A 26,280-nucleotide genomic window follows, 5' to 3' on the forward strand; every position below is an offset into this window, starting at 1 on the left:
CGATGAATGAAGAGGTGAGCGTGTGACCCTGCTACGTCTGGAAAGCTTGCAACTGGCCTACGGTACCCATGTGCTGCTCGATGGTGCCGATCTGGTACTGGAGAAGGGGGAGCGCCTGGCGCTGGTCGGACGCAACGGCACCGGCAAGTCGACCCTGCTCAAGCTGGTGGCGGGCGAAATCCTGCCCGACGACGGCAGCATCTGGCGCGCCCCGGGGTTGAAGATCGGCGTGCTGGAGCAGGACCTGCCTTCCGCCACGGGCGAGACCATCTTCGACGTGGTGGCCCAGGGACTGCCTCAGGCCGGGGAGCTATTGGCCGAGTATCATCACCTGGTGCAGTCTGCCGAGCCCGACATGAAACGCATGGCGACCCTGCAGAGCCGCCTCGAGGCCATCGACGGCTGGTCATTCGAACAGCGCATCGACGTGGTGTTGACGCGCCTCGGGCTGCCTGCCGACGACCTGATGAGCTCGCTCTCGGGCGGCTGGCGCCGGCGCGTGGCGCTGGCTCGGGCGCTGGTTGCCGATCCCGATCTGCTGTTGCTCGACGAGCCCACCAACCATCTCGATCTGGACACCATTGCCTGGCTCGAGGAGCAACTGCTCGATTTCAACGGTGCGGTGCTGTTCATCACCCACGACCGAGCCTTCCTGTCGAAGCTGGCGACGGCGATTCTCGAGCTCGACCGTGGACGGCTGGGACGCTATCCGGGCGATTACGCCGCGTATCAGCAGCAGAAGACGCACGAACTGGAAATCGAGGCGCGAGAGAACGCCGAATTCGACAAGAAGCTCGCCCAGGAGGAAGCCTGGATTCGCCAGGGGATCAAGGCGCGGCGTACCCGCAACGAAGGCCGTGTGCGGGCGTTGGAGCAATTGCGTCGCGAGCGTAGCCAGCGGCGCGAGGTGCAGGGGCGGGCGAGCTTCGGCGTCGACAGGGGAGAGCGCAGCGGCAAGCGGGTGGTCGAGCTCGTCGGCGTGACCCATCGCTTCGGTAACGAAACCATCATTCGCGACCTTGACCTCGAGATCCAGCGCGGCGACCGCATCGGCCTCATCGGGCGCAACGGCGCCGGCAAGACCACGCTACTCAAGATCCTGCTCGGCGAGCTCGAGCCCAGCGAAGGCTCGGTGCGTTTGGGCACCAATATCAAGGTGGCCTACTTCGATCAGCTGCGGGCCGGGCTGGAGCCTGAGAAGAGCGTCTACGACAACGTCGCCCAGGGCAGCGACAGGGTCACCGTGGGGGGCAAGGACAAGCACGTCATCAGCTATCTGCAGGACTTCCTGTTCACCCCCGAGCGGGCGCGCCAGCCGGTCAAGGCGCTCTCCGGCGGCGAGTCCAACCGTCTGCTGCTGGCGCGGCTGTTTACCCAGCCGGCCAACGTGCTGGTGCTCGACGAGCCGACCAACGACCTCGATGTCGAGACGCTCGAACTGCTCGAGGAACTGCTGCTCGACTTCGACGGTACCCTGCTGCTGGTCTCCCACGATCGTGCCTTCATGGACAACGTGGTAACCGGCGTGCTGGCCTTCGAGGGCGATGGCGTGGTGCGCGAGTACGTGGGCGGCTATACCGACTGGGTACGGCAGGGGGGCACCTTGCCGCCTGCTCCATGGGAAGGGGCGGCGCGCCAGCAGGTGGAGCCGACCGCCAAGCCTGAAGCACCAGTCAAGTTAGCGTCATCGGTAGCGTCGACGGCGAGAAAGCCCGCCAAGCTCTCCTATAAACTGCAACGTGAGCTCGATGCGCTACCGGCCGTAATCGAAAGGCTGGAAGCCGAAGTGGCCGAGTTCGAGGCTCGGGTCGGCGATCCCTCCTTCTACCAGCAGGAAGCGGGAGTGGTGTCCGAGACACTGCAGGCCATGGGCGACAAGCAGGCTGAGCTCGACGCCGCCATGGAGCGGTGGATGGAGTTGGAAGCCATGGCCGGAGGGGAGTAGATGGTGCCAGGCGCCCGAGTGGGCGCCTAGGCGCCGTAGAGGTCGGTGGTTATTCTGCGGTTTCACCCTTCTTGCCCACTCGCACGGCCAGCACATCGCACTGAGCGCCATGCAGCACGCCGGTGGAGGTGGAGCCGAGCAGCAGGGCGAAGCCGTGCCGGCCATGGGAGCCAACCACGATCAGGTCGACGTTGTTTTCCTGGGCGAAGCGGTGGATCTCGGTATCCGGCATACCGACCAGCACATGCTGGTTCTCCTTGGCCACGTGAGGATCGGCAATCTCGGACAGGCGCTGTTTGGCATGCTCGTCGAGCTGGTCCTGAATACTGGTGAGATCCATGGGAATGTCGCCGCCGTAGGCGAAGCCGAGCGGCTCGAGGGTATGCATGATCGACAGCTTGGCCTGGTTGCGCTCGGCGATCTGCAGGGCGCGCTCGAGCACCTTGTGAGAGTCCTTGGTCAGATCGACGGCGACCAGGATATGGCGATATTCATTGCTCATGGCAGGGCTCCTGCGTAACGGCATGTGATCGGTATGCCTTCACTCTAGGACGGCTGATGAATCAAGACAACGACTTGCGTCAAGAATCAGGAGAATCCGGATGGTCTGGCTAGTCATTCTTGCGGCCCTGCTGCTGGTGATTTCACCGGTGATGTGGCTCAAGCCCAGCCCTCGGCAACGCCGCATCGTACCCCTGCGCAATGCAGCGGCCAAGGCGGGGGTCAAGGTCGTACTGGAAAAGCCGCCATTGCACGGCATCGAGACCGCCATGCCAGGCTACCGCTGGAGCTATCCTGCCGTTGCCCCCGGGCCGCGCTTTCTGCTGGTGCGCGGCAGTGAGGCCAGCGATGTATTGAAGCCCAGCGTGGCCGACTGGCGTTGGCGGATCGAGCCGCTCCGGCCCCTGCCCCAAGCGGCGCAAGAGCCGCTCGAGGCGTTGTTGACACGCTTGCCGCAGGATGCGCTGGTCATCGAGTCCAGCGAATCGGCTATTACCCTGTGGTGGTGGGAATCGCAGACGGCGGAGCGCTTTCTCACTTACCTCGACGATTTCCGTCAATTGCGCGATGCTCTGGCCGGCCGTGCCGATCATGGCGGGGCCAGGCCTGCCTTCGGACAAGAGACATCGCACGACTGAGGCGTTCAGCCGTCGCTCTCCTTGGCCTGGATCGCCAGGCCGTTGTTCTCGATATGCTCCAGCAGGGCATCGAGACGTTGCACGTCTTCTTCGCTCAAGCCGGCCAGCATTTCACGCCTGGCCTGGGTAACCACCTCATCGATCTGCTCGAGCAATGGCGTGGCAGCCGGGGTCAGGAACACGCGCTTCGTGCGCCGGTCTTGTTCGCAAGGGCAGCGCTCGATCAGCCCCTGCTCAGAGAGCTGGTCGAGCGTGCGTACCAGGGAAGGTGCCTCCACGCCGATTGCCCGTGCCAGGTCGCACTGTGGCTGTCCGTCGCCGAGTCGCCAGAGGTGGTAGAGCGTGATCCAGCGCGTCTGCGTCAGGCCCAGAGGAGCGAGACGCCGATCGATGATGGCGCGCCACAGGCGAGGCAGGCGGGACAGTCGGAAGCCGATGTTCTGATGCATGGGACTCCGCTTACATCGTTGAATTTGTCGAATTGTCCGGACCCCTTGCGTGTAATGCAACTCAAAGCGAATGGCGGCATGTGACAGGTGCTATCGAGGAGCCGCTACGAGGATGTGTCTGTTCTCGGCGCCTCCGCTTCATGAGCGTCGGATTCGCTGCCTTCTAAAGGGTGAGGGGCAGATTCTGCTGGCGTATCCAGCGTATCGGGCTGTTCGCTCTGGCTGGAGCGATTCCCCGGGACAAGACGTCGCAGGTCGAGACCGGGCAGCCCCGGCGGTGGGGAGGCACGGCCATCGGCCAGGGTAGCCGTCGACGCATCCTGCGCTACCTGAAAGCGCAGCACGCCGATGCGCTGCCCGCTGTCCGTCATGACATCGATGCGCCACCGGCCGGCAGGGTCCGTGGGAAAGTTCAACTTGTGAGTCCAGGCCCGATAGCCCTCCTGGCGCCCTCCGTGAATGGTCAGCGGAATGCGGTCGACCAGTTCACCTTCGTGTCGCCATTCATGTACGACCTCTTCGCGCAGGCCACGTGGCGCGCGAATGGCCGTGTAGGCATAGAGCCCCTGGCTGCCAAGGGTATCGGGTGTCAGCAGGGCGCTGCCTTCGGGGCTTCGCTTCGCAACATCGAAGGCCGGCGACAGGGCGCTGGCCGATATCCAGAGGTTGGCTGGGGGCACCCAGGCGCGCCCGGTCCAGGCCAGTAGCGTCAATAGCGGTAGCGTGACCAGCACGATGGTCCAGCGTCGGATAGTCATTGGCCGCAAGAGCTGCAGCAGGCTTGGCAGGCTGAATACCAACATGCACGCCAGGGCCAGCCTGAGGCTCTGGCCCGTAGTCAGTTGAAGCATGAGCGGCATGATCACCAGTACGACCAGGAAGACGCACTGGGCATGGAAGGCGAAGTAGAGCCAGCGGGCTCGCTCGGCCAGCTTGTAGTAGAAAGGGTCGAGTATCGAAAACACGGCCATGCCGAGCACCAGCAGGGCAAACAGGCCCTGACCGCTGGCCCAGACGGTCGTCGCGAGCACGAAGGGAAGACAGAAGAACAGGGTCTCCTGGTGCACCATCTGAGCGATGAAGGTGGTGACGCCCCGGGGCAGGCTGGGGTGGCCGCGGCGTGCGAGCAGGCGCCCGATCAGGCTCTCGGAGAGGAGCAGGGCCCAGGCCAGCAGCATGCTCAAGGCCAGCACCGCTCCCAGCCACTGTTGGCGTTCCACCAGGAAGAAGCTGCCAACCCCGGCGGCAAAGGCGAGAGGCGGCCAGAGCCAGCTCCACGGGCGGACTTGCTCGACGAATCGTTCGAGGCGTTGCTGGAAACGTTGCATCCGGGGCGAAGGGGAGGCCGGTGGCGGAGAGGGCACCGTATCGGGCAGGCTCATGGACGACACCTTGGAGAGACATTGGGTCTATCCTATCAGCCATTCGTACTGTCGGTGCATCGATACACCGCATGCTGGGCCATGGGTGATGAATCCAGGGCTTGACGTGTCGGCTGTAGTGCACCAAGCTTCGAGGAATCAAACGGCCGTATGAAACTGGCACTCCTCCAACGCCAACCTCTTGTGTGGAGATTCGTGGATGATCTATCAAGGCAACGCCATCACGGTGGCCCGCGGTACCAAGAACGGGGGCGACGATGTCGCCATGCTCACTTTCGACCTGAAGGATGAGTCCATCAACAAGCTATCCAGTGCCGTGGTCGCCGAACTCGACGAAGCCGTCCAGGCAATTCGCGCCGAGGACGGCCTCACGGGGCTGGTGGTCGGCAGCGCCAAGGACGTATTCATCGTCGGTGCCGACATCACCGAATTCCACGGCATCTTCGAGAAGGGCGAAGAGTACCTCGTCGAGATGAACCTCAAGGTGCACGAGATCTTCAATGCCATCGAGGACCTGCCGTTCCCCACGGTGACGGCGATCAACGGTCTGGCGCTGGGTGGCGGCTGTGAGGTGACACTTGCCACTGACTTCCGGGTCATGAGTGAGAAGGCCAAGATCGGCCTGCCCGAGACCAAGCTCGGCATCCTGCCGGGCTGGGGTGGCTGCGTGCGCCTGCCGCGTATGATCGGTGCCGACAACGCCGTGGAGTGGATCGCCGGCGGCGGCGAGAACCGCGCCGACGCGGCTCTCAAGGTGGGCGCCGTGGACGCCGTGGTGCCGAGCGAGCAACTCGAGGAGGCGGCACTGGACATCCTGGCGCGGGCCAATGCAGGTGAGCTCGATTACCAGGCGCGCCGCGCCGAGAAGACCGGCCCGCTCAAGCTCAACGCCATCGAGCAGATGATGGCCTTCGAGACTGCCAAGGGCTACGTGGCCGGCAAGGCAGGGCCACACTACCCGGCGCCGATCGAGGCGATCAAGGTGATCCAGAAAGGCGCCGGCGAGGAGCGCGCACGCGCCCAGGCCATCGAGGCCAAGGCCTTCGCCAAGCTGGCGCTGACCGACGTCTGCTACAACCTGGTGGGGCTGTTCCTCAATGACCAAGTGGTCAAGAAGAAGGCTGGAAAGTACGAGAAACAGGCCAAGGCGGTGAAGCAGACCGCGGTGCTGGGGGCCGGCATCATGGGCGGCGGCATCGCCTACCAGAGCGCCTCCAAGGGTACCCCGATCCTGATGAAGGACATCAAGGAGGAGGCCATCGAACTGGGCCTCAAGGAGTCGCGCAAGCTGTTCGCCAAGCAGGTGGAGCGCGGCAAGCTCACCACCGAGCAGATGGCAGAGAAACTGACCCATATTCGGCCGACGCTCTCCTACGGCGACTTCGGTCATGTCGACCTCGTGGTCGAGGCGGTGGTCGAGAACCCCAAGGTCAAGGATGCGGTGCTGACCGAAGTGGAAGGCCAGGTGGGCGAGGATACCATCCTCACCTCCAACACCTCGACCATCTCGATCACGCGCCTGGCGCAGAACCTCAAGCGCCCGGAGAATTTCTGCGGCATGCACTTCTTCAACCCGGTGCATCGCATGCCGCTGGTCGAGGTCATTCGCGGCGAGAAGACCGGCGACGCCGCCGTGGCGGCTACCGTGGCCTACGCTCGCGCCATGGGCAAGACACCCATCGTGGTCAACGATTGCCCCGGTTTCCTGGTCAACCGCGTGCTGTTCCCTTATTTCGGCGGCTTCAGTCTGCTGGTCGAGCAAGGGGCCGACTTCCAGCGTGTCGACAAGGTGATGGAGAAGTTCGGCTGGCCCATGGGGCCCGCCTACCTGCTCGATGTGGTGGGCATGGATACCGCCGTGCACGCCAACGAAGTGATGGCCGAGGGCTTTCCCGACCGCATGGCACGTGACGGCAAGACTGCCATCCAGGTCATGTACGAGAACGAACGTCTGGGCCAGAAGAACGACAAGGGCTTCTATGCCTACGAGGAAGACCGCAAAGGCAAGCCGAAGAAGGTCAGCGACGCCAACGCCTATGAGCTGGTCAAGCAGATCGTCAAGCAGGAGAAGGAATTCTCCGACGAAGACATCGTCGCACGCATGATGGTACCGCTGTGCCTCGAGACCGTTCGCTGCCTGGAAGACGGCATCGTCGACACCCCGGCCGAGGCCGACATGGCGCTGATCTACGGCATCGGCTTCCCGCCATTCCGTGGTGGTGCGCTGCGCTATATCGATGCCATGGGCGTGGCCGAGTTCGTCGAGCTGGCCGAAGGCCTTGCCCAGGAGCTGGGGCCGCTCTACGCGCCCACCGACAAGCTGCGCCGAATGGCTGACTCCGGCGAGCGTTTCTATTCCACCCAGGCCCAGAGCTGAATCCACCACGATCAGGAGGTTAGTGAATATGAGTTTGAATCCGAGAGACATCGTGGTGGTCGACGGCGTCCGCACCGCCATGGCCAAGGCCAAGAATGGTGCGTTCCGTAACGTGCGGGCCGAGAACCTCTCCGCCGCGGTGATGCAGGCCCTGTTCGATCGCAATGCGGGACTCGACCCGGCCGAAGTCGACGATGTGATCTGGGGCTGTGTCAACCAGACACTCGAGCAGTCGATGAACATCGCTCGCAACGCGGCGATCATGACCGGCATACCGCGTACGGTGCCGGCCCAGACGGTCAACCGCCTGTGTGGTTCCTCCATGACCGCGCTGCACATCGCTGCGGCCAACATCAAGGCCGGCATGGGCGATTTCTATATTATCGGCGGCGTCGAGCACATGGAGCACGTGCCCATGGCCCATGGTGTCGACGTCAACCCGGCGGCCAGCAAGTACGCCGCCAAGGCTGCCATGATGATGGGGCTGACTGCCGAACTGCTGGGCAAGATGCACGGTGTTACCCGTGAGGAGCAGGACAAATTCGGCGTGCGTTCACACCAGCGTGCCCAGGCAGCGCTGGATGGCGGTCGCTTCGACAACGAAATCGTCGGCGTCGAGGGGCACGACGCCAACGGTTTCCGGGTTCGGGTCGACCGTGACGAGGTGATCCGCGCCGATGCCAGCCTCGAGGACATGGCCAAGCTCAAGCCGGTGTTCGACCCGCGCGGTGGCACGGTATCGGCCGGTACCTCCTCGGCGCTTTCGGTGGGCGCCTCGGCCATGGCGATCATGAGCTACGAGCGTGCCCAGGCGCTGGGGCTCGAGCCCATCGCCAGGGTCCTCTCCACCGGTGTGGCGGGCTGCGATGCCTCGATCATGGGCTATGGCCCGGTGCCGGCCTCCAAGAAGGCGCTAAAGACAGCGGGGCTGTCGTCAGAGGACATCCAGACCGTCGAGCTCAACGAAGCCTTCGCCGCCCAGGCGATCCCTGTACTCAAGGACCTCGGTTTCCTGGATGCCATGGATGAGAAGGTCAACCTCAACGGTGGCGCCATTGCCCTAGGGCATCCGCTGGGCTGCTCAGGGTCGCGTATCTGCACCACGCTGCTCAACGTGATGCAGCAGCAGGACACCACCCTGGGGCTCGCCACCATGTGTATCGGCATGGGGCAGGGCGTGGCGACGGTGTTCGAGCGCTTGAAATAAGCCTGAAGCAGGCGTCTGCCTGGCCAGCGGCCTCGCCTTTTCAGGCGAGGCCGTTTTTGTTTGATGCGTTGACGCCCGGAATGCCGAACAATAAGATGCATATGTTTTGCATCTTATTAAATCCACTGCGAGGAGTGTCTCACATGGGGCTCAAGAACCTGTTCAAGAGAGACAAGACGGAAGACAAGCAAGCCGTTCAGGCATTCGAGCCAGGAGCGTCGACGACAGCGGCTGCGGACGCCAGCCCAGGCGAGCCTGCCAGCGCCGAGGCTGCAAAGAAGAAAAAACACGGGGAGCCTGGTGTCTGCTGCGGGTCGTGCAGCCACTGATTCGCCTGCGAGCGGTAAGCAACGGTCATGACCATTCGGACATGACCGTTTTTAGTGGAATACCGGATCGTCTCGGCGGTGGGCTGATGTACTACAGCACTCCCGCTTCGAGCCCCGCAGCCAGATAGAGGCCTAGCTCTTCTATCTGCTCGATGAATTCCTCTTGCCATTCGCCACGCAGAATCAGCGGCTCCTGCACCCAGCGCCAGCGTAGCCCGGTGACGATGCCTTCGACTGCCCGTCGCGTGCCGGTACCGTCGTGACCGGCGCGCACGTAAAGCGCACAGGGCAGGCCCTGTTTCTCCTCCAGTACGGGATAGTAGCTGCGGTCGAAGAAATCCTTCAGTGCACCGCTCATGTAGCCGAGATTCTCGGTGGTTCCCAGCAAAATGGCATCGCAGCTGCGAATGTCCTCGGGGGCGGCGTCGAAAGGGGCCTTGACCACTACCTCGACAGCGTCGATATCGGGATGACGGGCGCCGCGCGCGGCGGCATCGCGCAGTCTGCGGGTATTGGGAGAGGGCGCATGGGCCACGATCAGCAGTCGCTTCATGTTTGACAGTCTAACGGCTTTCTCCGACGCTGTTTCGGCACCTTTCCATTTTCATCCGAGAGGAGGATTCCGCACATGGCCTTTGCACTTTCGACCATGCGGCTGGAGAGCGCTGCCTTCAAGGCGCATGGAGCGATTCCTATCGTGCATACCGGAGAGGGCGATGACATCTCGCCGGCACTGAGCTGGAGCGGTGCCCCCGAGGGCACCAAGGGCTATGCCATCCTCTGTCATGATCCCGATGCGCCCCTCGTTCAGCATGGCAGCTACGGTTTCGTCCACTGGCTGCTCTACAACCTGCCGGGTTCCACCACGTCACTGGCCGAAGGCACGAGCGACGGCACGAGCGGCAAGAACGACTTTGGCAAGCGCGGCTATGCCGGCCCCATGCCACCGGAAGGCCATGGGGTGCACCACTACTACTTCTGGGTGCTGGCACTCGACAAGCCGACCGACCTGCCTGAGGGACTGGGCCTCGGAGAGCTGCTCAAGCAGCTCGAGCCCCACCTGCTCGGGATGAACCGTTTGATCGGTACCTATCAGCGCGGCTGACCGTGCGCTAGCGTTCATGGCAGTCAGGGAGGATTGCAGTGTTCGATTGGCTCTTCCAGCACGGGGACAATGTCTCCGTGCTGACCGATATCGGCACGCTGATTGTATGGGTAGTTTATGCCCAACTGCTCTATTTCAGCTTTCGCCGACAGCGTCGGCCGCGTCTGCTGATCAATCGGGGCCGAAAAAAGGATATCGATGCCCTGTGTATCATCAGCAACATGAGCGCGGAGCCGGTATTCATTCAGCACATCATTGCAGAACTCGATACCTCGCGGGGTACCGTGCGGGTGGACGTGACAGACAGCACCGAAAAGTATGATAAGGATGATGACCAGGACGGCAACCACAGGACGGATCCGTCTCCCATCGTCCAGGATGGTTCCCACCAGGGTCCCCTGGGGCCAGGCAGTTTCGTTCACATTGACAGCTTTGCGGCATTGACCCGCCGCCTGGCCAGTGATGGCGGCTTCAAGATGGAGGGGCTCCGACCCCTACAAGACGTCGTTTTTCGTACGCTGACCATTCGTCTCATCTGTATCTACGGTTCTGAGGACCTGCCGGTCGGCGCCGAGCGGCGCTTTGTATTCATCGATCAGCAGCCTGGCTGCGGTCTGGTACCGAAAACCTGGGATACCAAGCGGCTCTCATCCCCCTGGCAGCGGCGCCGGCTGTGCCGGGAGATCCGGCTATTGAATGATAAGGATGGCCTATCGTCATTTCGCTCGACTTGAGCCTGGGCATCCTGTGCTGACCGGCCGTCTTCCCCAATGGTGATTACGGTTGCCTTTCTTGCCGCAATAGGCAGATACAAAGTCACTTTGCATGCGAACCATTCCAGGTCTAGGTTGAAGAGCTGCCAATCGGATGATTGGTGTTTCGCTTGGATTCAAGGAGGAGCATGCGATGAAGGATGATGTGCAGGATCTTTTCCCTACGCGCCTGGAGCGCAAGCTCGGCATGTTCGAGCGTATCGACCCTGTGGTATTCACCGAGGGGGCTCAGCGCCGTGATGGACCACTGAGCGAAGAGCAGGTAAGCGAATATGAGGAGAAGGGCTTCCTTTCGTTCGAAGGTTTCTTCGACCAAGACGAGATGGAAGCTTTCATCGAGGAACTGCGCGACTACGAACAGGACGATGATCTCAAACTCTCCGAAGGAACCATCCTCGAGCCGGGGCGTGAGGAGATTCGTTCCATCTTCGGCATTCACGAGATTTCTGAACGCTTCAGCCGCCTGACTCGGGATCCCCGTCTGCTGGCCATGGTCGAGCAGCTCCTCGGCAAAGGGGTCTACATTCACCAGTCGCGTATCAATTACAAGCCCGGCTTCAAGGGCAAGGGATTCGACTGGCATTCCGATTTCGAAACCTGGCACAGCGAGGACGGCATGCCGCGCATGCGTTCGTTGAGCTGTTCCATCGTGCTGACCGACAATGGGGAGTTCAACGGCCCGTTGATGCTGATCCCTGGCTCGCACCAGTATTTCGTGCCCTGTGTGGGACGCACGCCGACGGACAACTACAAGGAGTCGCTCAAGAGCCAGGACGTAGGCGTGCCCGACAATGCCAGCCTGCGTGAACTGATGCTCAAGGGTGATATCGAGGCGCCCAAAGGGCCTGCAGGTACCTTGGTGATGTTCGAATGCAATACCATGCATGGCTCCAACATCAACATGTCCTGCTGGCCGCGCAGCAACCTTTTTTTCGTCTACAACAGCGTCGACAACGGTCTGCTGAACCCTTTCTGCGGCAACCGCCCGCGCCCTGAGTTCCTGGCCAATCGCATGGACTGGAACCCGCTCGAACCTATCCGTTGAAGCGCAAGCCGGCGGATGAGCGGCATGCTGCCTGAACGGAGCATGAAACAGGGGCTTGGGGGAGCGCCTGGCCTGACGCCTCAGCGATATGCCTTTACGCGCAAACGAACGTAATCGGCTGTCCAGTTGCCATGGCTGTCGCGCAGGCTGGGCGTCAGCAGTGCCAAGGCGTCGTCCAGCACCGCTTCGCGTAAATCTTCATCCAGGCCATGCAGGAAAGGATGGGCGAAGGTGGCAAGCCAGCCGGCCATGCCCGTAGGCAAGCGGGTCGGACGTGGAACCAGCTCGATGGTTTCGACGCTGAAGCCTGCCGTCTCGAGGCACTCCCGGTACTCCTCCGGCGTGGGGAAGAACCACGGAAAGCGTGCCTTGCCACTGATGCCACGTGCCTGAAGTGCCGCCAGTATGGCGGTACAGATCGCCGCGACATTGCCATGACCGCCGAACTCGGCAACGAAGCGCCCGCCCGGCTTCAGCGAGCGATGAATGCTGGCTACCACGGCTTCATGGTTGAGCATCCAGTGCAGAGCGGCATTGCTGAACACCGCATCGAATTCGTGCTCGAAGGGCAGGTTGTGGGCATCCAGCACACGGGCGTCCAGCCCTCGTGCCCGGGCGGCCTCGACCATATCGATGGCGGCATCCACCCCAACGACAGTAGCGCCGGATTTCGCCAGCACCTCGGTCAGGGTGCCGTCGCCGCAGCCCAGGTCGAGAATACGTTCGCCGGGGCGAGGGTCGAGCAGCCTGGCAACCGCGTTGCCCAGCTCGGCGACGAAACTGGCATTGTGGGCATAAGCGGCGGCATTCCAATGCTGGCCCGGGGCGTTATGAGGGGCGTCGGTCATGTTGGTGCTCCGGCAGGTGGCGCTTCACGTCTCGTTCATTCATTAAGAATACTCCAATCCGAGCCTTGCCACCGCCTGGTCGACTTCCTCGTGCAAGGGCTCATCCGTCAGGCGGCACTTCGCCGCGGGCCGCCAGTTCCTGGGGTAGTAGAGCGGCATAGATCAAGGCGTTAACCGGAGTTGCCACGCCAACCGAGCGACCCAGGCGCACCACGGCGCCATTCTGCGATTCCAGCTCGGAGGGCTCGCCGTCCATGATATTGCGCTGCATGGAAGAGGTGCTTTCGGCCGGCATGGCATCGATGAACTGCATGGCGCGGGCAACGGCATCCGGGGGAAAGGCGACGCCGTGCCCGCGGGCAACCTGGCCGATCTCCTCGAGCATGGCCTGGATCAGGGCCCGGGTCTCGGGCAGTTGCCGGGTAATGCCGATCGGGGCACGGGTGACGCTGCCAATGCCGCTCATGGCGCAGATGAACAGGAACTTGCTCCACTGGGCGACGCGAATGTCATCGGGAATCTCGGCGTTGAGGCCGTGTGCCTTGTCGAAGACAGCCTTGAGCCGTGCGGTACGTGCACTGCTGTGGTTGTCGCGCTCACCGAAGCGGACGAACGGGTCCACGCCGGCATGGCGAATATGCCCTGGCGCTTCCCTCCAGGCCAGGATGCCACAGAGGCCGTCGAGTATCGGTGCTTCGCCCAGCACCTCGGCCAGGATGTCGGCGGCTTCGACACCGTTCTCCAAGGGCAGCACCAGGGTGTCGGGCCCGACCAAGGGGCGGATCGATTCGGCCGCCTCGCGCACTTGCCATGCCTTGACTGCCACGATCACGCAGTCCACTTCGCCGATGCTGGCGGGATCGTCCGTGGCCTTGACCTGCGCCAACGTGACGTCCCCTTTGATACTGCTCACGCATAGCCCCTGCCGCTGCATGGCGGCCAGGTGCTCGCCGCGGGCGATGAAGGTGACGTCTTCACCGGCTTCGGCCAGGCGCGCGCCGAAGTAGCCGCCGACACCACCGCTTCCCATAATGGCGAACTTCATGATTCCTCCTGTCGATTCACTCTCGTTTCTCGGAGCATAGCGGCAAAGAGGCTATCCATGCTCGTGCCGATGGAGCCCAGCATGGCATCGCCTTTGTGCTGGCTCCTCGGCTGGGCACTGGGCTGCCCAGGGACGAAGAAATACGACAAACTGGGGTGCATCGACCCGTCCAGGTCTAGCGGGGCTAGCCAAGTGTCGAGCGAAGGCGTAAAACGCACCGCAATCATGCGCCAATCCGTGGAGTGCGAAATGCCTGCTACCAGAATATCCCACACACTCACACTGGTTCTGCTGCTGCTCTTGGGCGGTTGTGCAGGACGCCCGGCACCGGAGGCCGAGTCCAAGCCAGTTCCCGATGAAACGGAACAGGTCTTGTCGGCCGAGCCGTCGGTATCCCCTGTGGCCACCACGCGTCATGATCGCTTCTGGGTACCCCCGCTCTTCGCCACGGAAGAGGACGAGGTCCACTATTACATCAGTCGCTTGGCCGACAGGCGCTTCATCGATGTCTACGGTGGCGAGGAGCATCCCAGAGTCTGGTATATCGCGGCAGAGCGTCTGGGGCAGATCGGCGAACCTGCGATCCCGATGCTGTTTTCGCTGCTCGATACCCATGACGAATACGAGCTGATGCTGGCGCTGTATGCGCTACAGCTGGCTACTCAGGACCCGCGACTGATGGCCCAGACCGGTGGCGATTATGTCAGCCTCACCACAACGCTCGATGTGAAGGCCAACGCGGAGAATCGGACCATCGCGCTGGAATGGTGGGAACGGCATGGCTGGCGCTGGCAATGAGGGTCGTGCGGGATGAGCGGCGATCGCGCTGTGCCCCGGCCGCCGTTATCGGCGGGAATCCGAGCTTCGTGCCGGCAAGCAGTCGGGCAGGGCATCTCGCAACGAGCGTGGCAGGATATCCAGGTCGGCGAAGGTGCCCACACCTTCGCCGACCGTGTTGTCCTCGGCCATCATCTGGACCTGGTCCCGAGTCAGCGGTGGGCCAGGCAGTGGCGAAGCGAGCACGGCGGCAAGATGCCACAGCGGGAACGGAATCGGCAGCAGGCGGCGCTCACGCTTCAGATGGGCCATGATCAGCTCCAGTACCTCCCGGTAGCGCAGGATGTCCAGACCTCCCAGTTCGAATAATCGGCGCCCAGACGGGGCGACTCCCAATAGCCGTACGATCGCTCTTGCCACATCCACCACATGTACCGGCTGCAGCTTGGTCTCCCCGTGTCCGAAGAGCGGGATGACGGGGAGCCGGGTCAGGTCCGCCAGGCGGCTGAGGAAGGCATCATCGGGACCGAACATGACGCTCGGCCGCAGAATGATCGCCTTCGGGTAGGCATCGATGACGGCCGACTCTCCACGGCCACGTGCCCTGACGTAGGGTGAGCGCGACGAGGAGCTGGCACCGATGCCGGATAGCTGGATGAGGACCTTGACGCCTTGTGTCCGGGCCAGGCGAGCCAGGCGGCCGGCGCCTTCCACGTGCACCTGGTCGAAGGTGAGTCGGCGACGCTCGACATAAAGGCTCACGGCATTGACCGCCCCGAGCGCCCCATCGAGCGCTTGGCTCACGTCGCTCTCGCTGCGGATATCGATGCTCATCGGCTCCAGAGGGTCGCCGGGTTCGGCCCAATGGGGAAGCGCGGGCCGACGGGCCGCGATGCGCACCGCATGGCCGGCATCGAACAGTTCCTGCACGACATGACGACCGAGAAAGCCAGTTCCGCCGAATACGGTAATGGGGGCTTGCGTCATGTTGTCTCCCTTGGGGCGCTGGCGCTGGGGCTGGCTTCATGGGATGGGCAGGGGAAGGGGACCGTTCTCCTTGACTGCACGTATCGCGAAGCTGCTGTCCACTGCGCTGACCGTCTGCAACTGGCGGAATTGTCGCAGCCACTGCTCGAAGGCGTCCATATCGGCAGTAATCACTTGCAACAGGTAATCGAAGTGGCCGGAAACGCTATGGCATTGCACCACCTCCGGCATGCCTTGCACGCTCCCTTCGAACTCCTCCACCCGCTCCTGCTGATGCTGGTCGAGCCGTACCTGCACGAAGATCGTGAGTGTCAGGCCGAGCCGGACCTTGTCCAGTTCGGCACGGTAGCGGGTGATCAGCCCAGCCTGTTCGAGTCGGCGAATGCGGCGAGCGCAAGGGGAGGGGGAGAGACTCACGAGTTCCGCCAGTTCGGCAGTGGTCAGACGGGCGTCCTGCTGAAGAGCTTCGAGCAGCATGCGGTCGATGCGGTCGAGTTTGAGATTGCGCATGGGGTGCCTCGTCAATGTGGCGTTCAGTGGTTCCTTGGCCGATACCGCTAACCATCACTGCAAGTCTGGCGAATACGGCCCGTACTCGCCAGTTCTCAAGCCGATACGAGCCTGCGGCGGGTCGCTCGTTGCAGGGAGAGGCGCCGGCAACCGTGCGCTGCGAAGCGTTGAGACGACTTGCTGGAAGAGCTCAACCGGCTCGTGGAGGAGGTGGGCATCAGTCCGTCGCAGCTTGAAGTGGAGGTGACCGAGAGTGCCCGCAGCAAAATAAATGAATGAGAATGATTGGCGTTATTGGTGTTAACGGCGCCGAACGTGCCGCCATCTTGGCACATCAGCCCCACTAGTCACGGAGGGGACTTCACATCGAATCCATACAGGACTAAAATGGTCCCAAATGGAGTGCAGGCCTCCGCCGCGTATTCGTGACATTCAGGAGTCAGGCATGCTGAAGCTTTCCCGGCTGACAGACTACGCCGCCGTGATCCTGGCGCAGATCGCCCGGCATCCCGAGCATTCCCATGCGGCGGCAGAGCTGGCCGAGACCGTGCAGCTGCCCCACCCTACGGTCAGCAAGACCTTGAAGATGCTGGTCAGGGCAGGGCTGCTTGAGTCGCGTCGTGGTGCCCAGGGTGGCTACTCCCTGGCACGGCCTGCATCGCGCATCACCGCTATCGACATCATCACGGCCATCGAGGGCCCGGTGGCGATGACGGAGTGCAGCCACGCCGAGGGTGACTGCGACCTGCTGGCGACTTGTGGCGTTTCCGACAACTGGCAGCGTGTGTCGCTGGCCGTTCGCACTCTGCTCGACAGCGTGACCCTGGCCCACCTGGCCGATACCGCGCCGATCAAGCTGCCGGTGCAGCTACCCATACAGAGCGTGACCCTGGCCGTCGATACGGCCTGAGCCACCGAACCGGATTCAATACCCGAGGCGAGCTTGCTCGCCGGCCCAACCGCCCGGGAGGGGAGAGACCATGGCAACACAGGAAATGGAACAGCTGGTCCGCCGCGAATACAAAGAAGGTTTCGTGACGGACATCGAGAGCGAGACGGTGCCGCCGGGGCTCGACGAGAGCGTCATCGCCTTCATTTCCAACAAGAAGGGCGAGCCCGAGTGGATGCTCGAGTGGCGAATCAAGGCCTACCATCAATGGCTCAAGATGACGCCGCCGTCCTGGGCGCACCTGGATTATCCGCCCATCGACTACCAGGCGATCTCCTACTACAGCGCGCCCAAGCGCCCCGAAGACCGTCCCCAGAGCCTCGACGAGGTCGACCCCAAGCTGCTCGAGACCTACGAGAAGCTGGGTATCCCGCTGCATGAGCGTGCCGCCCTGGCCGGTGTGGCAGTGGATGCGGTGTTCGACTCCGTTTCGGTGGCCACCACCTTCAAGGAAAAGCTGCACGAGGCGGGGGTGATCTTCTGCTCGATCTCCGAGGCGATTCGCGATTATCCGGAACTGATCAAGCAGTACCTGGGCACGGTGGTGCCTGTGGCCGATAACTACTTCGCCGCGCTCAACTCGGCGGTGTTCACCGACGGCTCGTTCGTGTTCGTGCCCAAGGGCGTGACCTGCCCGATGGAGCTCTCTACTTACTTCCGCATCAACGCCGCCAACACCGGCCAGTTCGAGCGCACCCTGATCATCTGCGAAGAGGGCGCCCAGGTCTCGTACCTGGAGGGTTGCACCGCGCCGATGCGCGACGAGAACCAGCTCCACGCCGCGGTGGTCGAGCTGGTGGCGCTGGACGATGCCTACATCAAGTACTCCACGGTGCAGAACTGGTATCCCGGCGACGAGAATGGCAAGGGCGGCATCTACAACTTCGTCACCAAGCGCGGCGACTGCCGCGGCGACCGCTCACGCATCAGCTGGACCCAGGTCGAGACCGGCTCCGCGATCACCTGGAAGTACCCCTCCTGCGTACTGCGCGGTAAGGACAGCATCGGCGAGTTCTACTCCGTGGCGGTGACCAACGGCCGTCAGCAGGCCGACACCGGCACCAAGATGATCCACATCGGTGAGGGCACGCGCTCCTACATCGTCTCCAAGGGCATCTCGGCCGGTCGCAGCAACCAGTCCTACCGCGGGCTGGTCAAGATCGGGCCGCGGGCGAAGGGGGCGCGCAACTTCACCCAGTGCGACTCGCTGCTGATCGGCGACCAGTGTGGCGCTCACACCTTCCCGTACCAGGAGATCGGCAACAGCACCGCGACGATCGAGCACGAGGCGACCACCTCGAAGATCGGCGAGGACCAGCTGTTCTACTGTCAGAGCCGCGGTATCTCCGAAGAGGATGCGGTGAGCATGATCGTCAACGGCTTCTGCAAGGACGTGTTCCAGGAGCTGCCGATGGAGTTCGCCGTGGAGGCCGAAGCCTTGCTCAACGTCACGCTAGAGGGAGCAGTGGGCTAAGGTCCTCGTGCTCAGCCCTGTTCAGTCAATTTATTTCGAGTCGCGGTGGCGGCTCGCCAGAATCGAAAAGGTACCAAGATGCTCGAAGTCAAGGATCTGCACGTCAAGGTGGAAGGCAAGGAAATCCTCAAGGGCCTGAGCCTGACCATCAACGCCGGGGAAGTGCATGCCATCATGGGCCCCAACGGGGCCGGCAAGTCTACCCTCTCGGCGGTGATTGCAGGCAAGGAAGGTTATGAAGTGACCTCCGGCTCGGTCACCTTCGAGGGGCAGGATGTGCTGGAGATGGAGATCGAGGAGCGCGCTCAGGCGGGCCTGTTGCTGGGCTTTCAGTACCCGGTGGAGATTCCTGGGGTGAAGAACATCTACCTGCTCAAGGCGGCGCTCAATGCTCAGCGCGAAGCTCGCGGCGAGGGCGAGATCCCGGCGCCCGAGTTCCTCAAGCTGGTCAAGGAAAGGCTGGCGCAGATGAAGATGGACGCCAGCTTCCTGCAGCGCGCCGTCAATGAAGGTTTCTCGGGCGGCGAGAAGAAGCGCAACGAGATCCTGCAGATGCTGGTGCTGCAGCCCAAGCTCGCCATGCTCGATGAGATCGACTCCGGCCTCGACATCGATGCCATGCGCGTGGTGGCCGATGGCGTCAACTCCCTGCGCGACGAGAAGCGCGCCATCCTGCTGGTGACCCACTACCAGCGTCTGCTCGACTACATCGTGCCCGACCGCGTGCACGTGCTGGTCGACGGCCGCATCGCCAAGAGCGGCGACGCTGAGCTGGCCAAGGAGCTGGAATCCCGCGGATACGACTGGGTGGTGGAGGAAACTGCCGCATGAGCGATGTCGAACAGCAGTCAAGTGAGGTGAAGACCTTTCTCGACCGCCTCGCAGAGCGTAGTGCGAGCCGCGGGGCCGAGCCGACCTGGATTGCCGCACGCCGCCAGGCCGGTGCGGCCCGCTTCGAGGCGCTCGGCTTTCCCACCCGCCGCGACGAGGCGTGGAAGTACACCGACGTGCGCGCCATCGCCCGGGGCGACTTCGCACTGACCGACAGCGCCGAGTTCTCGCCAGCTTCTGCCGCGGCGCTGACGCTGCCCATCGAGGCACACCGGCTGACCTTCGTCGATGGCGTGTTCTCGGCGGCGCTCTCCGACTTGGGTGATCTGCCCGGCGGCGTGGCGGTGCTACCACTGTCCCAGGCGCTGGCCGATAACCACGAAGCCGTGGGGGGGCCGTTGGGTCGGCTGACCGGCGTCGAGTTCTCGCCGTTCTCGGCGCTCAACACCGCTTTCATGGAAGAGGGCGCCGTGGTGCGCCTGGCGCCGGGCAGCGTGGTGGAGAAGCCGATCCTGCTGCAGTTTCTTTCCAGAAGCGGGGCGCAGCCGGTGATGAGCCATCCGCGCATCCTGGTCGAGGCCGGCGCGCGCAGCCAGGCCACGCTGATAGAGCATCACGTCGGCGAGAGCGAGGCGGCCAACTTCACCAACCTGGTGGCCGAGCTGCTGCTCGACCGCGGGGCGATCCTCACTCACTACAAGCTACAGGAAGCGCCGCTCGCCGACCTGCACGTGGCCAGCATCCACGTCGAGCAGAGCCGCGACAGCCGCTACACCTCGTTCAACCTGAACCTGGGCGGTGGCCTGGTGCGCAACGACCTGATCAGCGAGCTCAACGGGGAAGGGGCCGAGGCCACCTTCTACGGGCTGTTCTACGGCCAGGGCCGTCAGCATATCGACAACCACACCCTGGCCAACCACAACGCCCCGCGCACCTTCTCCAACGAGAACTACAAGGGCATCCTCGACGACCGTGCCCGTGGCGTGTTCAACGGCAAGGTGGTGGTCAAGCGTGACAGCCAGAAGATCGAGGGCTTCCAGAGCAACGCCAACCTGCTGCTCTCCGACCGCGCCGAGATCGACGCCAAGCCGGAACTCGAGATCTACGCCGACGACGTCAAGTGCTCCCACGGTACCACCACCGGACAGCTCGACGAGGAGGCGGTCTACGCCTTGCGCACCCGTGGCATCGACAAGCAGACCGCCCGAGGCCTGCTGACCCTGGCCTTCGCCGGCGAAGTACTGGAGCAGGTCAGCCTGGATGCCATTTCCGAGCGGGTGGAGCTGGCCGTTGCCGGCAAGCTGCCGGAGCGTTTCAACCTGGCCGGGCTGGTGGAAGCCGCCATGGCCCTGCACGACGAGTAATCGAGGAGAGAGCGATGAATCACTTGGCCACCGAGCGACCGCTGAGCGCACCGGCCTACGACGTGGCCGGGATTCGCGCCCAATTCCCGATCCTCGAGCGGCAGGTACATGGCCGGCCGCTGATCTATTTCGACAATGCGGCCACCAGCCAGACGCCGCTCACGGTGATCGATAGTTTCCGCGACTACTACAGCCGCTACAACGCCAACATCCACCGTGGCCTGCATACCCTGGCCGACGAGGCGACCGCGGCTTATGAGGCGACGCGCGAGACGGTACGTGACTTTCTGAATGCGTCGGATCGCCGCGAGATCGTCTTCACCCGCGGCACCACCGAGGCGATCAACCTGGTGGCGAACAGCTGGGGCCGGACCAACTTGAAGCCGTGCGACGAGGTGCTGGTCTCGCTGCTGGAGCATCACTCCAATATCGTGCCATGGCAGCTACTGGCCAGCCAGCTTGGCATCGTGGTGAAGGTCATTCCGGTGGACGAGCGCGGCGTGCTCGATCTCGACGCCTACCGTGCGCTCTTCACTGAACGCACCAAGCTGGTGGCGGTCAATCACGTCTCCAATGCCTTCGGCACCGTCAATCCGGTGCGCGAGATGGCGACCATCGCCCATGAGCGGGGTGCGCTGATTCTGGTCGACGGCGCTCAGGCCTTACCGCACCAGGCGGTCGACGTGCGCGCCATCGATGCCGATTTCTATGCCTTCTCCGGCCATAAGGTCTATGGCCCCACCGGCGTGGGAGCGCTCTATGGTAGAGCCGAACTGCTGGAGGCGATGCCGCCCTGGCAGGGCGGTGGCGAGATGATCAAGAGCGTCTCCTTCGACGTGCCGACCACCTTCGCCGACATTCCGCACAAGTTCGAGGCGGGCACACCGGCTATCGCCGAGGTGATCGCGCTGGGCGTGGCGCTCGACTGGGTGCGCGGCGTAGGTATCGAGCGTATCGGTGCCTGGGAGGCGACGCTGCTGCAGCGGGCCACCGATGCCGTGTCGCGAATCGACGGGCTGCGCATCCTGGGCACCGCGCCGAACAAGGCCGGCGTGCTCTCCTTTGTCGTTGACGGCGCGCACTCCCAGGACATCGCCCTGCTGATCGACCAGCTTGGCGTGGCGATTCGTACCGGCAACCATTGTGCTCAGCCACTGCTGGCGCACTTTGGCGTGACCGCCACCTGCCGCGCGTCGTTCGCCGCCTACAACACGCTGGAGGAGGTCGAGGCCTTCGCTGCGGCCCTGGAGCGTGTCATCGGAATGGTGCGTTGAGATGTCGAGTATCGAACAGATTGCCAGTCTCGAGAGGGGGCAGACCCTGCCCCTGCAGCGCGACGTGGACGCCATCTCGATCCCTTTCGGCAAGACCGTGAGCCTGCCCGAGGATAGCGTGGTCAGCGTGATGCAGGCCAAGGGCAGTTCGGTGAGTGTGGGCTACGAGGGGCGGCTCTACCTGATCGAAGGCAGCAACCTCGATGCCCTGGGACTGGAACCGTTGCCGCGGCCCACCTTGCCCGAGGATGCCGGCGACGATGAGATCGAGCAGTTCGTCTGGGACCAGTTGCGTACTTGCTTCGACCCCGAGATCCCGGTCAACATCGTCGACCTGGGCCTGGTCTACGGTTGCCGCATCGAGCGGCTGATCAGCGGTGAGCGCCTCGTCACCATCCGCATGACGCTCACTGCACCGGGCTGCGGCATGGGGGATGTGATCGCAGCCGATGCACGCAACAAGATCCTCGGTGCGCCCCAGATCAGCCGCGTGCATACGGAAATCGTCTTCGATCCGCCCTGGAGCCGTGAGATGATGAGCGATGAGGCGAAGCTGGAACTCGGCATGTTCTAGCCGCAAGCCCGAGGCCACGCGCTACCGGTGGCGGGGCTTCGTTATTTCTTGCCCGGTGACGGTGAATGCAGGCCTTGCTGTGGAAAACCTTCAAGCTTCTCTTGATGTCGCTCGGCGCCCTGCTGCTGCTGGCGTTGCTGCTGTTCGTCGGCGCCAACCTGTGGGTGCTGGGCCAGACGCACTCGCGCATCGAACATGAGTTGCCGCTATGTGGCCCGGAGCGTGTCGGCATCGTCTTCGGCACCTCCCACTGGACCCGTAGCGGCGTGCGCAACCCGCACTTCGATGCCCGCATCAATGCCGCTTCCCGCCTGATTCGACTGGGTCGGGTCGAGCATCTGCTGCTGTCCGGCGACAACCGCACACGCCAGTACAACGAGCCCATCACCATGTGGCGCGACTTGCGTGACCAATACGTCCGCGATGAGGACATGACGCTCGACTACGCCGGTTTCAGTACCTTCGATACCTTGGCGCGAGCGCGGGATGTGTTCGGTGTCGATCAGGTGCTGTTGGTCACGCAGGCATGGCACTTGCCGCGCGCTCTGTTCATTGCCGATGCGCTGGGCCTGGAGGCGTGGGGCTGCAGTGCTCCGTCTCGTCCGGTGGCGGGGCTGTGGCGGCTGCAGGCCCGGGAGTGGGTGGCGCGAGCGGCGACCGTAGGGGACCTGTATCTCTGGGGGCGCGAGCCCTACTTCCTGGGGCCGCTGGAGCCTCTGCAGATTACACCGCCGAGTTGGCGTCAACTGCTCGACCCCGAGGGCGAGCACCTCTGAACGGCGCAGCCGATCAGCGACGGCGTGGCTTCTGCTGCCGGTAGAGTTCGCGAATGAGGGCCCTGCAATCCTTCCAGCACTGCTCGACGATCGGCTCGAGTGGATTGGGCAAAGGGTGGGTGTAGAGCGTGGCCAGGGCCTGCATCAGCACGCGCTCCTGTTCCAGCAACTCGCCAATCACTACCTGGCTCTCGTTGCCGACGAAGCTCTTCAGGCGACTCCAGAGCCACATGTAATCGTCCCGCTCGACATCGGCATCGCGCGGCAGCAGCTTGAGGTGCTGCCTGGCCAGTTCCTGCAGCTTCTGCATCGTCTGGGCGCGGGCTTCATAGTGAGGCTTGAGCGTTTCGCGCAGGGAAGGGCGCAGGCGCTCGAGGTTGTCCTGAAAATAATCGATGCTGTCAGCCAGCGCTTCCAGAACGCTGTCCATCGCCACTTGGCGATTGTCGAGAAACATGAGCGGTCACCTCCTCCGGTGACGCAGATTGTGGCGGGGGAAACACTGTTTTGCTACCCCCGCGGGCAAAATATGTAGCCTTTCTACAAATACCGGCCCTTTTCTCGCAATTACCCCTTGGGCTTAGGAGGCACCTTGCGCGGAGCGGCGGCATTTTTCTCGATGTGCTCGATGATCAGGCCGGCTATGTCTTTGCCGGTGGCGGTCTCGATGCCCTGCAGCCCCGGCGAAGAGTTGACCTCCATGATCACCGGGCCATGATTGGACCTTAGCAGGTCGACACCGGCCACCCTGAGGCCCATGGACTTGGCCGCGCGGATTGCCGTGGATCGCTCTTCCGGTGTGATGCGGATCAGGCTGGCCGTGCCGCCGCGGTGAAGGTTTGAGCGAAACTCTCCCTCGGCCGCCTGTCGCTTCATCGAGGCGACCACCTTGTCACCGATCACGAAACAGCGGATGTCGGCACCCTGGGCCTCCTTGATGTACTCCTGCACCATGATGTTGGCCTTCATGCCCATGAAGGCCTGTATGACCGATTCGGCGGCCTGGTTGGTCTCGGCCAACACCACGCCGATGCCCTGGGTACCTTCAAGCAGCTTGATCACCAGCGGAGCCCCCTTGACCATGGTGATCAAATCGGGGATGTCGTCCGGCGAATGGGCGAAGCCGGTGATCGGCAGGCCCAGCCCCTTGCGCGAGAGCAACTGCAGCGAGCGCAGCTTGTCGCGCGAACGGGTGATGGAGACCGAATCGTTGAGCACATAGGTGCCCATCATCTCGAACTGACGCAGCACGGCACAGCCGTAGAAGGTCACCGATGCACCGATGCGCGGTATCACCGCGTCGAAGCGTTCGATTTCCTCACCCTTGTAATGGATGGAAGGGTGGTGCGCGGCAATGCTCATGTAGCAGCGCAGGGTATCGATCACCCGGACCTTGTGGCCGCGCTGTTCGGCGGCCTCCACCAGGCGTCGCGTGGAGTAGAGATTGCGATTGCGGGACAGCAGCGCGATATGCATCGTGGACTCCGGGAAGGTAGGGCCGGGTGGGTCAGGGCTCGCCATGCAGGAAAGTGGCGCCGGGCGCCACAAGTAAGCGACGCAGTGCGCGTCGGCCGAGCAGCATGGGGTAGCGCATGTCGCTGCGGTCGGCGAGGGTCAGCTCGACCATGACGTCCAGTTCGCCCAGTTGCATCGGCGTACGAATCACGTAGCGCCACTCCTTGTGACCGTTGGAACTTGTCACCCTGCGGCGGTCATGCAGGTGGGTGCGATAAACGTGTGGCGGCGACTCCAACCCCCCGCTACGGGTGGTAAAGGCGACCCAAAGGTGGCCCTCCTCCTCGAATATCTCGATGTCCTCGGCGTGCAGGGACGAGGTGCGGGCGCCGGTGTCGATCTTGGCGCAGACGGTCATGCCGATGGTCGGCAGCGTGACCATCTCCAGGCGCCCGATCACGGCCTTGGGAATATAAGGCAGTTCCTTCATTGCGTCATTTCCAGCTGTCCTTACTCTTTGACCCAAACTCTTCGGCTGGCCTCATTGGCCCAGGCCGGCCAGGCGTTGGCCGATAGCGGAATCCTGTCGGGCTTCGCGTAGTGTCATCAGCACCGGTAGGCGCAGCCGCGGTATGAGCGCCAGGTCGCGGGCGGCACTGGCGAAATCCGCTTGCGGCTGCGCGGCCAGTTGCTCGAGGAAGCGGGGCAGACGTTCAGCGTCTTCCAGGTGCTCCCAGCCGCGCCCGGCCATCGCCGCCAGCAGATCGGGGCCGCAGGCCGCCGGATCGGACAGCAATTCATCGAACCAGACGCCGGCGATCGTCTTGTCGGCACCGCCTACGGCGCGCACGCAGGCACACAGCGTTTCCAGGCAACCTGCGGCAGCGGCCTGCTCGCCCCGGTCGCGCAGCGCAAGGCCGAGCGTGTCGGGTACGGCAATATGCTCTAGACAGTAGCACAGCGAATTCAACACTTCGTCGGGCAGGGCGGGGAGTGTCGCGGCCAACAGTCGGGCAGCCTCATTGTCCATGCGCACGGCGAAGTCGGCCAGGCCCTGCAGCCCCAGGAACTGCCAGTCCACTTGTTGCTGACCGCTGAGATAGGCTTCCACCGGCTCGAGATGAGGGCTTGCCGGTCTACCGGTGTCGCGCGTGGCAAGGGCGTGCAACATGGCCTGAAAGGGCAGTGATGGAGTGAAAGCGAGCGGGTTGTCTTGCATCAGGTTTTCGATCTCGCTGTCGTTCCCGGGTTCACGAGTCGCGCGATCCACGTTGCCTCCCAGGAGGGTCAGCAAGCGCTGCAGGAAGGCGTCGCGCGGAGCGGGCACCAACTGCCCCTGTTCGTCCAGCGGCAGGGCGAGGAACCAGATCAGCGGATCGACGAGATCCCCGAAGCGAAAGACGATGCCGAGGCGAGCCTGCCCCTGCCAGGGGAATGGCCAGGCGCTGGCGCTATCCTCGAAGCGGGCAAGGACATCCAGGGGGCACGGCTCGACTCGGCGACCCATGTGGTAAAGGTGCACCTCGGCGCCCGTGCGCGCGAAGAAATCGTGAAGCGTGTGGATCGGCTGCATAAGGGCTCCCTTTTGAGCGTGCACTCTACCGTGACGGCCGGGGAGTTGTCAGCCACTCTCAAGCGTGGAAGCGCTCGCGATTGGTCAAGAAA

The 26,280-nt window shown here is 63.3% G+C and carries 27 protein-coding genes and 1 pseudogene; 16 read left to right on the top strand and 12 right to left on the bottom strand.

Annotation, left to right across the window (positions count from 1 at the left end; all coding sequences use genetic code 11):
- Positions 1 to 22: 22 nt before the first annotated feature.
- Positions 23 to 1,945, top strand: a complete 1,923-nt coding sequence (locus ACRWQA_RS06820; RefSeq protein WP_263580566.1) for an ATP-binding cassette domain-containing protein — start codon at positions 23 to 25, stop codon at positions 1,943 to 1,945.
- A 49-nt stretch (positions 1,946 to 1,994) separates the two neighbouring features.
- Here ACRWQA_RS06820 and ACRWQA_RS06825 read toward each other — a convergent pair whose 3' ends face one another.
- The gene (locus ACRWQA_RS06825; protein WP_263580565.1) at positions 1,995 to 2,447 is read right to left on the bottom strand and encodes a universal stress protein; all 453 of its coding nucleotides are present in this window, start codon (positions 2,445 to 2,447) and stop codon (positions 1,995 to 1,997) included.
- 100 nt (positions 2,448 to 2,547) lie between these two features.
- On the opposite strand from ACRWQA_RS06825, the gene ACRWQA_RS06830 reads away from it, so the two are divergent.
- Positions 2,548 to 3,084 carry a preprotein translocase subunit YajC gene (locus tag ACRWQA_RS06830; protein WP_434227861.1) on the top strand — a complete coding sequence of 179 codons (537 nt, stop codon included), beginning with the start codon at positions 2,548 to 2,550 and terminating at the stop codon, positions 3,082 to 3,084.
- 5 nt (positions 3,085 to 3,089) lie between these two features.
- Here ACRWQA_RS06830 and slyA read toward each other — a convergent pair whose 3' ends face one another.
- Positions 3,090 to 3,533 (bottom strand): transcriptional regulator SlyA, encoded by a 444-nt coding sequence (gene slyA, locus ACRWQA_RS06835; protein WP_263580563.1) that lies wholly within the window; start codon positions 3,531 to 3,533, stop codon positions 3,090 to 3,092.
- 104 nt (positions 3,534 to 3,637) lie between these two features.
- Entirely contained in the window at positions 3,638 to 4,915 is a 1,278-nt protein-coding gene (locus ACRWQA_RS06840) for a DUF5924 family protein (protein WP_434227859.1), read from the bottom strand.
- A 199-nt stretch (positions 4,916 to 5,114) separates the two neighbouring features.
- Here ACRWQA_RS06840 and fadB point away from each other — a divergent pair, with 199 nt between their 5' ends.
- From fadB to ACRWQA_RS06855, 3 genes are all read left to right on the top strand, one after another.
- On the top strand, positions 5,115 to 7,292 hold the full coding sequence (gene fadB, locus ACRWQA_RS06845) for a fatty acid oxidation complex subunit alpha FadB (protein ID WP_434227857.1): 2,178 nt from the start codon (positions 5,115 to 5,117) through the stop codon (positions 7,290 to 7,292).
- A gap of 28 nt (positions 7,293 to 7,320) precedes the next feature.
- On the top strand, positions 7,321 to 8,499 hold the full coding sequence (gene fadA / locus ACRWQA_RS06850; RefSeq protein ID WP_434227855.1) for an acetyl-CoA C-acyltransferase FadA: 1,179 nt from the start codon (positions 7,321 to 7,323) through the stop codon (positions 8,497 to 8,499).
- Between the two features lie 143 nt (positions 8,500 to 8,642).
- Positions 8,643 to 8,828 (top strand): CCGSCS motif protein, encoded by a 186-nt coding sequence (locus ACRWQA_RS06855; protein ID WP_434227853.1) that lies wholly within the window; start codon positions 8,643 to 8,645, stop codon positions 8,826 to 8,828.
- A gap of 91 nt (positions 8,829 to 8,919) precedes the next feature.
- Here ACRWQA_RS06855 and ACRWQA_RS06860 read toward each other — a convergent pair whose 3' ends face one another.
- Positions 8,920 to 9,381, bottom strand: coding sequence for a flavodoxin family protein (locus tag ACRWQA_RS06860; RefSeq protein WP_434227851.1), 462 nt, complete (start codon positions 9,379 to 9,381; stop codon positions 8,920 to 8,922).
- Between the two features lie 75 nt (positions 9,382 to 9,456).
- On the opposite strand from ACRWQA_RS06860, the gene ACRWQA_RS06865 reads away from it, so the two are divergent.
- The 3 genes from ACRWQA_RS06865 (at position 9,457) to thpD (ending at position 11,751) form a co-directional block, all read left to right on the top strand.
- A complete protein-coding gene (locus ACRWQA_RS06865; protein WP_434227850.1) occupies positions 9,457 to 9,933 on the top strand; it encodes a YbhB/YbcL family Raf kinase inhibitor-like protein in 477 nt (158 codons plus the stop codon).
- A 38-nt stretch (positions 9,934 to 9,971) separates the two neighbouring features.
- Positions 9,972 to 10,667 (top strand): hypothetical protein, encoded by a 696-nt coding sequence (locus ACRWQA_RS06870; protein WP_434227848.1) that lies wholly within the window; start codon positions 9,972 to 9,974, stop codon positions 10,665 to 10,667.
- Positions 10,668 to 10,839: 172 nt separating this feature from the next.
- Positions 10,840 to 11,751 carry an ectoine hydroxylase gene (thpD, locus tag ACRWQA_RS06875; RefSeq protein WP_434227846.1) on the top strand — a complete coding sequence of 304 codons (912 nt, stop codon included), beginning with the start codon at positions 10,840 to 10,842 and terminating at the stop codon, positions 11,749 to 11,751.
- Between the two features lie 80 nt (positions 11,752 to 11,831).
- Here the strand turns inward: thpD and ACRWQA_RS06880 are convergent, their stop codons facing one another.
- Positions 11,832 to 12,599 carry a class I SAM-dependent methyltransferase gene (locus ACRWQA_RS06880; RefSeq protein ID WP_434227844.1) on the bottom strand — a complete coding sequence of 256 codons (768 nt, stop codon included), beginning with the start codon at positions 12,597 to 12,599 and terminating at the stop codon, positions 11,832 to 11,834.
- Between the two features lie 100 nt (positions 12,600 to 12,699).
- Positions 12,700 to 13,644: a 2-dehydropantoate 2-reductase gene (locus tag ACRWQA_RS06885; RefSeq protein ID WP_263580554.1), complete on the bottom strand. Its 945-nt coding sequence runs from the start codon at positions 13,642 to 13,644 to the stop codon at positions 12,700 to 12,702.
- Between the two features lie 57 nt (positions 13,645 to 13,701).
- Here ACRWQA_RS06885 and ACRWQA_RS06890 point away from each other — a divergent pair, with 57 nt between their 5' ends.
- Complete coding sequence (locus ACRWQA_RS06890; protein WP_434227843.1) at positions 13,702 to 14,442, top strand: hypothetical protein; 741 nt, start codon at positions 13,702 to 13,704, stop codon at positions 14,440 to 14,442.
- Between the two features lie 45 nt (positions 14,443 to 14,487).
- On the opposite strand, the gene ACRWQA_RS06895 is transcribed toward ACRWQA_RS06890, so the two are convergent.
- Positions 14,488 to 15,408, bottom strand: a complete 921-nt coding sequence (locus ACRWQA_RS06895) for a complex I NDUFA9 subunit family protein (RefSeq protein ID WP_434227841.1) — start codon at positions 15,406 to 15,408, stop codon at positions 14,488 to 14,490.
- Between the two features lie 36 nt (positions 15,409 to 15,444).
- Positions 15,445 to 15,957, bottom strand: a pseudogene (locus tag ACRWQA_RS06900) (Lrp/AsnC family transcriptional regulator); the annotation flags it as partial.
- A 406-nt stretch (positions 15,958 to 16,363) separates the two neighbouring features.
- Here ACRWQA_RS06900 and ACRWQA_RS06905 point away from each other — a divergent pair.
- The 7 genes from ACRWQA_RS06905 (at position 16,364) to ACRWQA_RS06935 (ending at position 23,160) form a co-directional block, all read left to right on the top strand.
- The gene (locus tag ACRWQA_RS06905; RefSeq protein ID WP_263580550.1) at positions 16,364 to 16,828 is read left to right on the top strand and encodes an SUF system Fe-S cluster assembly regulator; all 465 of its coding nucleotides are present in this window, start codon (positions 16,364 to 16,366) and stop codon (positions 16,826 to 16,828) included.
- 70 nt (positions 16,829 to 16,898) lie between these two features.
- Positions 16,899 to 18,341, top strand: a complete 1,443-nt coding sequence (gene sufB / locus ACRWQA_RS06910) for a Fe-S cluster assembly protein SufB (RefSeq protein ID WP_263580549.1) — start codon at positions 16,899 to 16,901, stop codon at positions 18,339 to 18,341.
- 78 nt (positions 18,342 to 18,419) lie between these two features.
- Positions 18,420 to 19,172, top strand: a complete 753-nt coding sequence (gene sufC, locus ACRWQA_RS06915) for a Fe-S cluster assembly ATPase SufC (protein WP_263580548.1) — start codon at positions 18,420 to 18,422, stop codon at positions 19,170 to 19,172.
- Entirely contained in the window at positions 19,169 to 20,536 is a 1,368-nt protein-coding gene (sufD, locus tag ACRWQA_RS06920; protein WP_263580547.1) for a Fe-S cluster assembly protein SufD, read from the top strand. Before sufC ends, sufD begins: the two co-directional genes overlap by 4 nt.
- Positions 20,537 to 20,550: 14 nt before the next feature.
- A complete protein-coding gene (locus ACRWQA_RS06925) occupies positions 20,551 to 21,810 on the top strand; it encodes an aminotransferase class V-fold PLP-dependent enzyme (RefSeq protein ID WP_434227837.1) in 1,260 nt (419 codons plus the stop codon).
- Position 21,811: 1 nt separating this feature from the next.
- Positions 21,812 to 22,384, top strand: coding sequence for a putative Fe-S cluster assembly protein SufT (sufT, locus tag ACRWQA_RS06930; protein WP_263580545.1), 573 nt, complete (start codon positions 21,812 to 21,814; stop codon positions 22,382 to 22,384).
- A gap of 65 nt (positions 22,385 to 22,449) precedes the next feature.
- Complete coding sequence (locus tag ACRWQA_RS06935) at positions 22,450 to 23,160, top strand: SanA/YdcF family protein (RefSeq protein ID WP_263580544.1); 711 nt, start codon at positions 22,450 to 22,452, stop codon at positions 23,158 to 23,160.
- Between the two features lie 13 nt (positions 23,161 to 23,173).
- Here ACRWQA_RS06935 and ACRWQA_RS06940 read toward each other — a convergent pair whose 3' ends face one another.
- From ACRWQA_RS06940 to ACRWQA_RS06955, 4 genes are all read right to left on the bottom strand, one after another.
- Positions 23,174 to 23,617: a hypothetical protein gene (locus ACRWQA_RS06940; RefSeq protein WP_263580543.1), complete on the bottom strand. Its 444-nt coding sequence runs from the start codon at positions 23,615 to 23,617 to the stop codon at positions 23,174 to 23,176.
- Between the two features lie 110 nt (positions 23,618 to 23,727).
- On the bottom strand, positions 23,728 to 24,636 hold the full coding sequence (gene rimK, locus ACRWQA_RS06945; protein ID WP_263580542.1) for a 30S ribosomal protein S6--L-glutamate ligase: 909 nt from the start codon (positions 24,634 to 24,636) through the stop codon (positions 23,728 to 23,730).
- Positions 24,637 to 24,667: 31 nt separating this feature from the next.
- Positions 24,668 to 25,105, bottom strand: a complete 438-nt coding sequence (locus ACRWQA_RS06950) for an ATP-dependent zinc protease family protein (protein ID WP_263580541.1) — start codon at positions 25,103 to 25,105, stop codon at positions 24,668 to 24,670.
- Between the two features lie 51 nt (positions 25,106 to 25,156).
- Positions 25,157 to 26,188 (bottom strand): DUF3549 family protein, encoded by a 1,032-nt coding sequence (locus ACRWQA_RS06955; protein WP_434227834.1) that lies wholly within the window; start codon positions 26,186 to 26,188, stop codon positions 25,157 to 25,159.
- Positions 26,189 to 26,280: the final 92 nt, after the last annotated feature.

It is taken from the genome of Billgrantia sp. C5P2 (assembly GCF_051062895.2).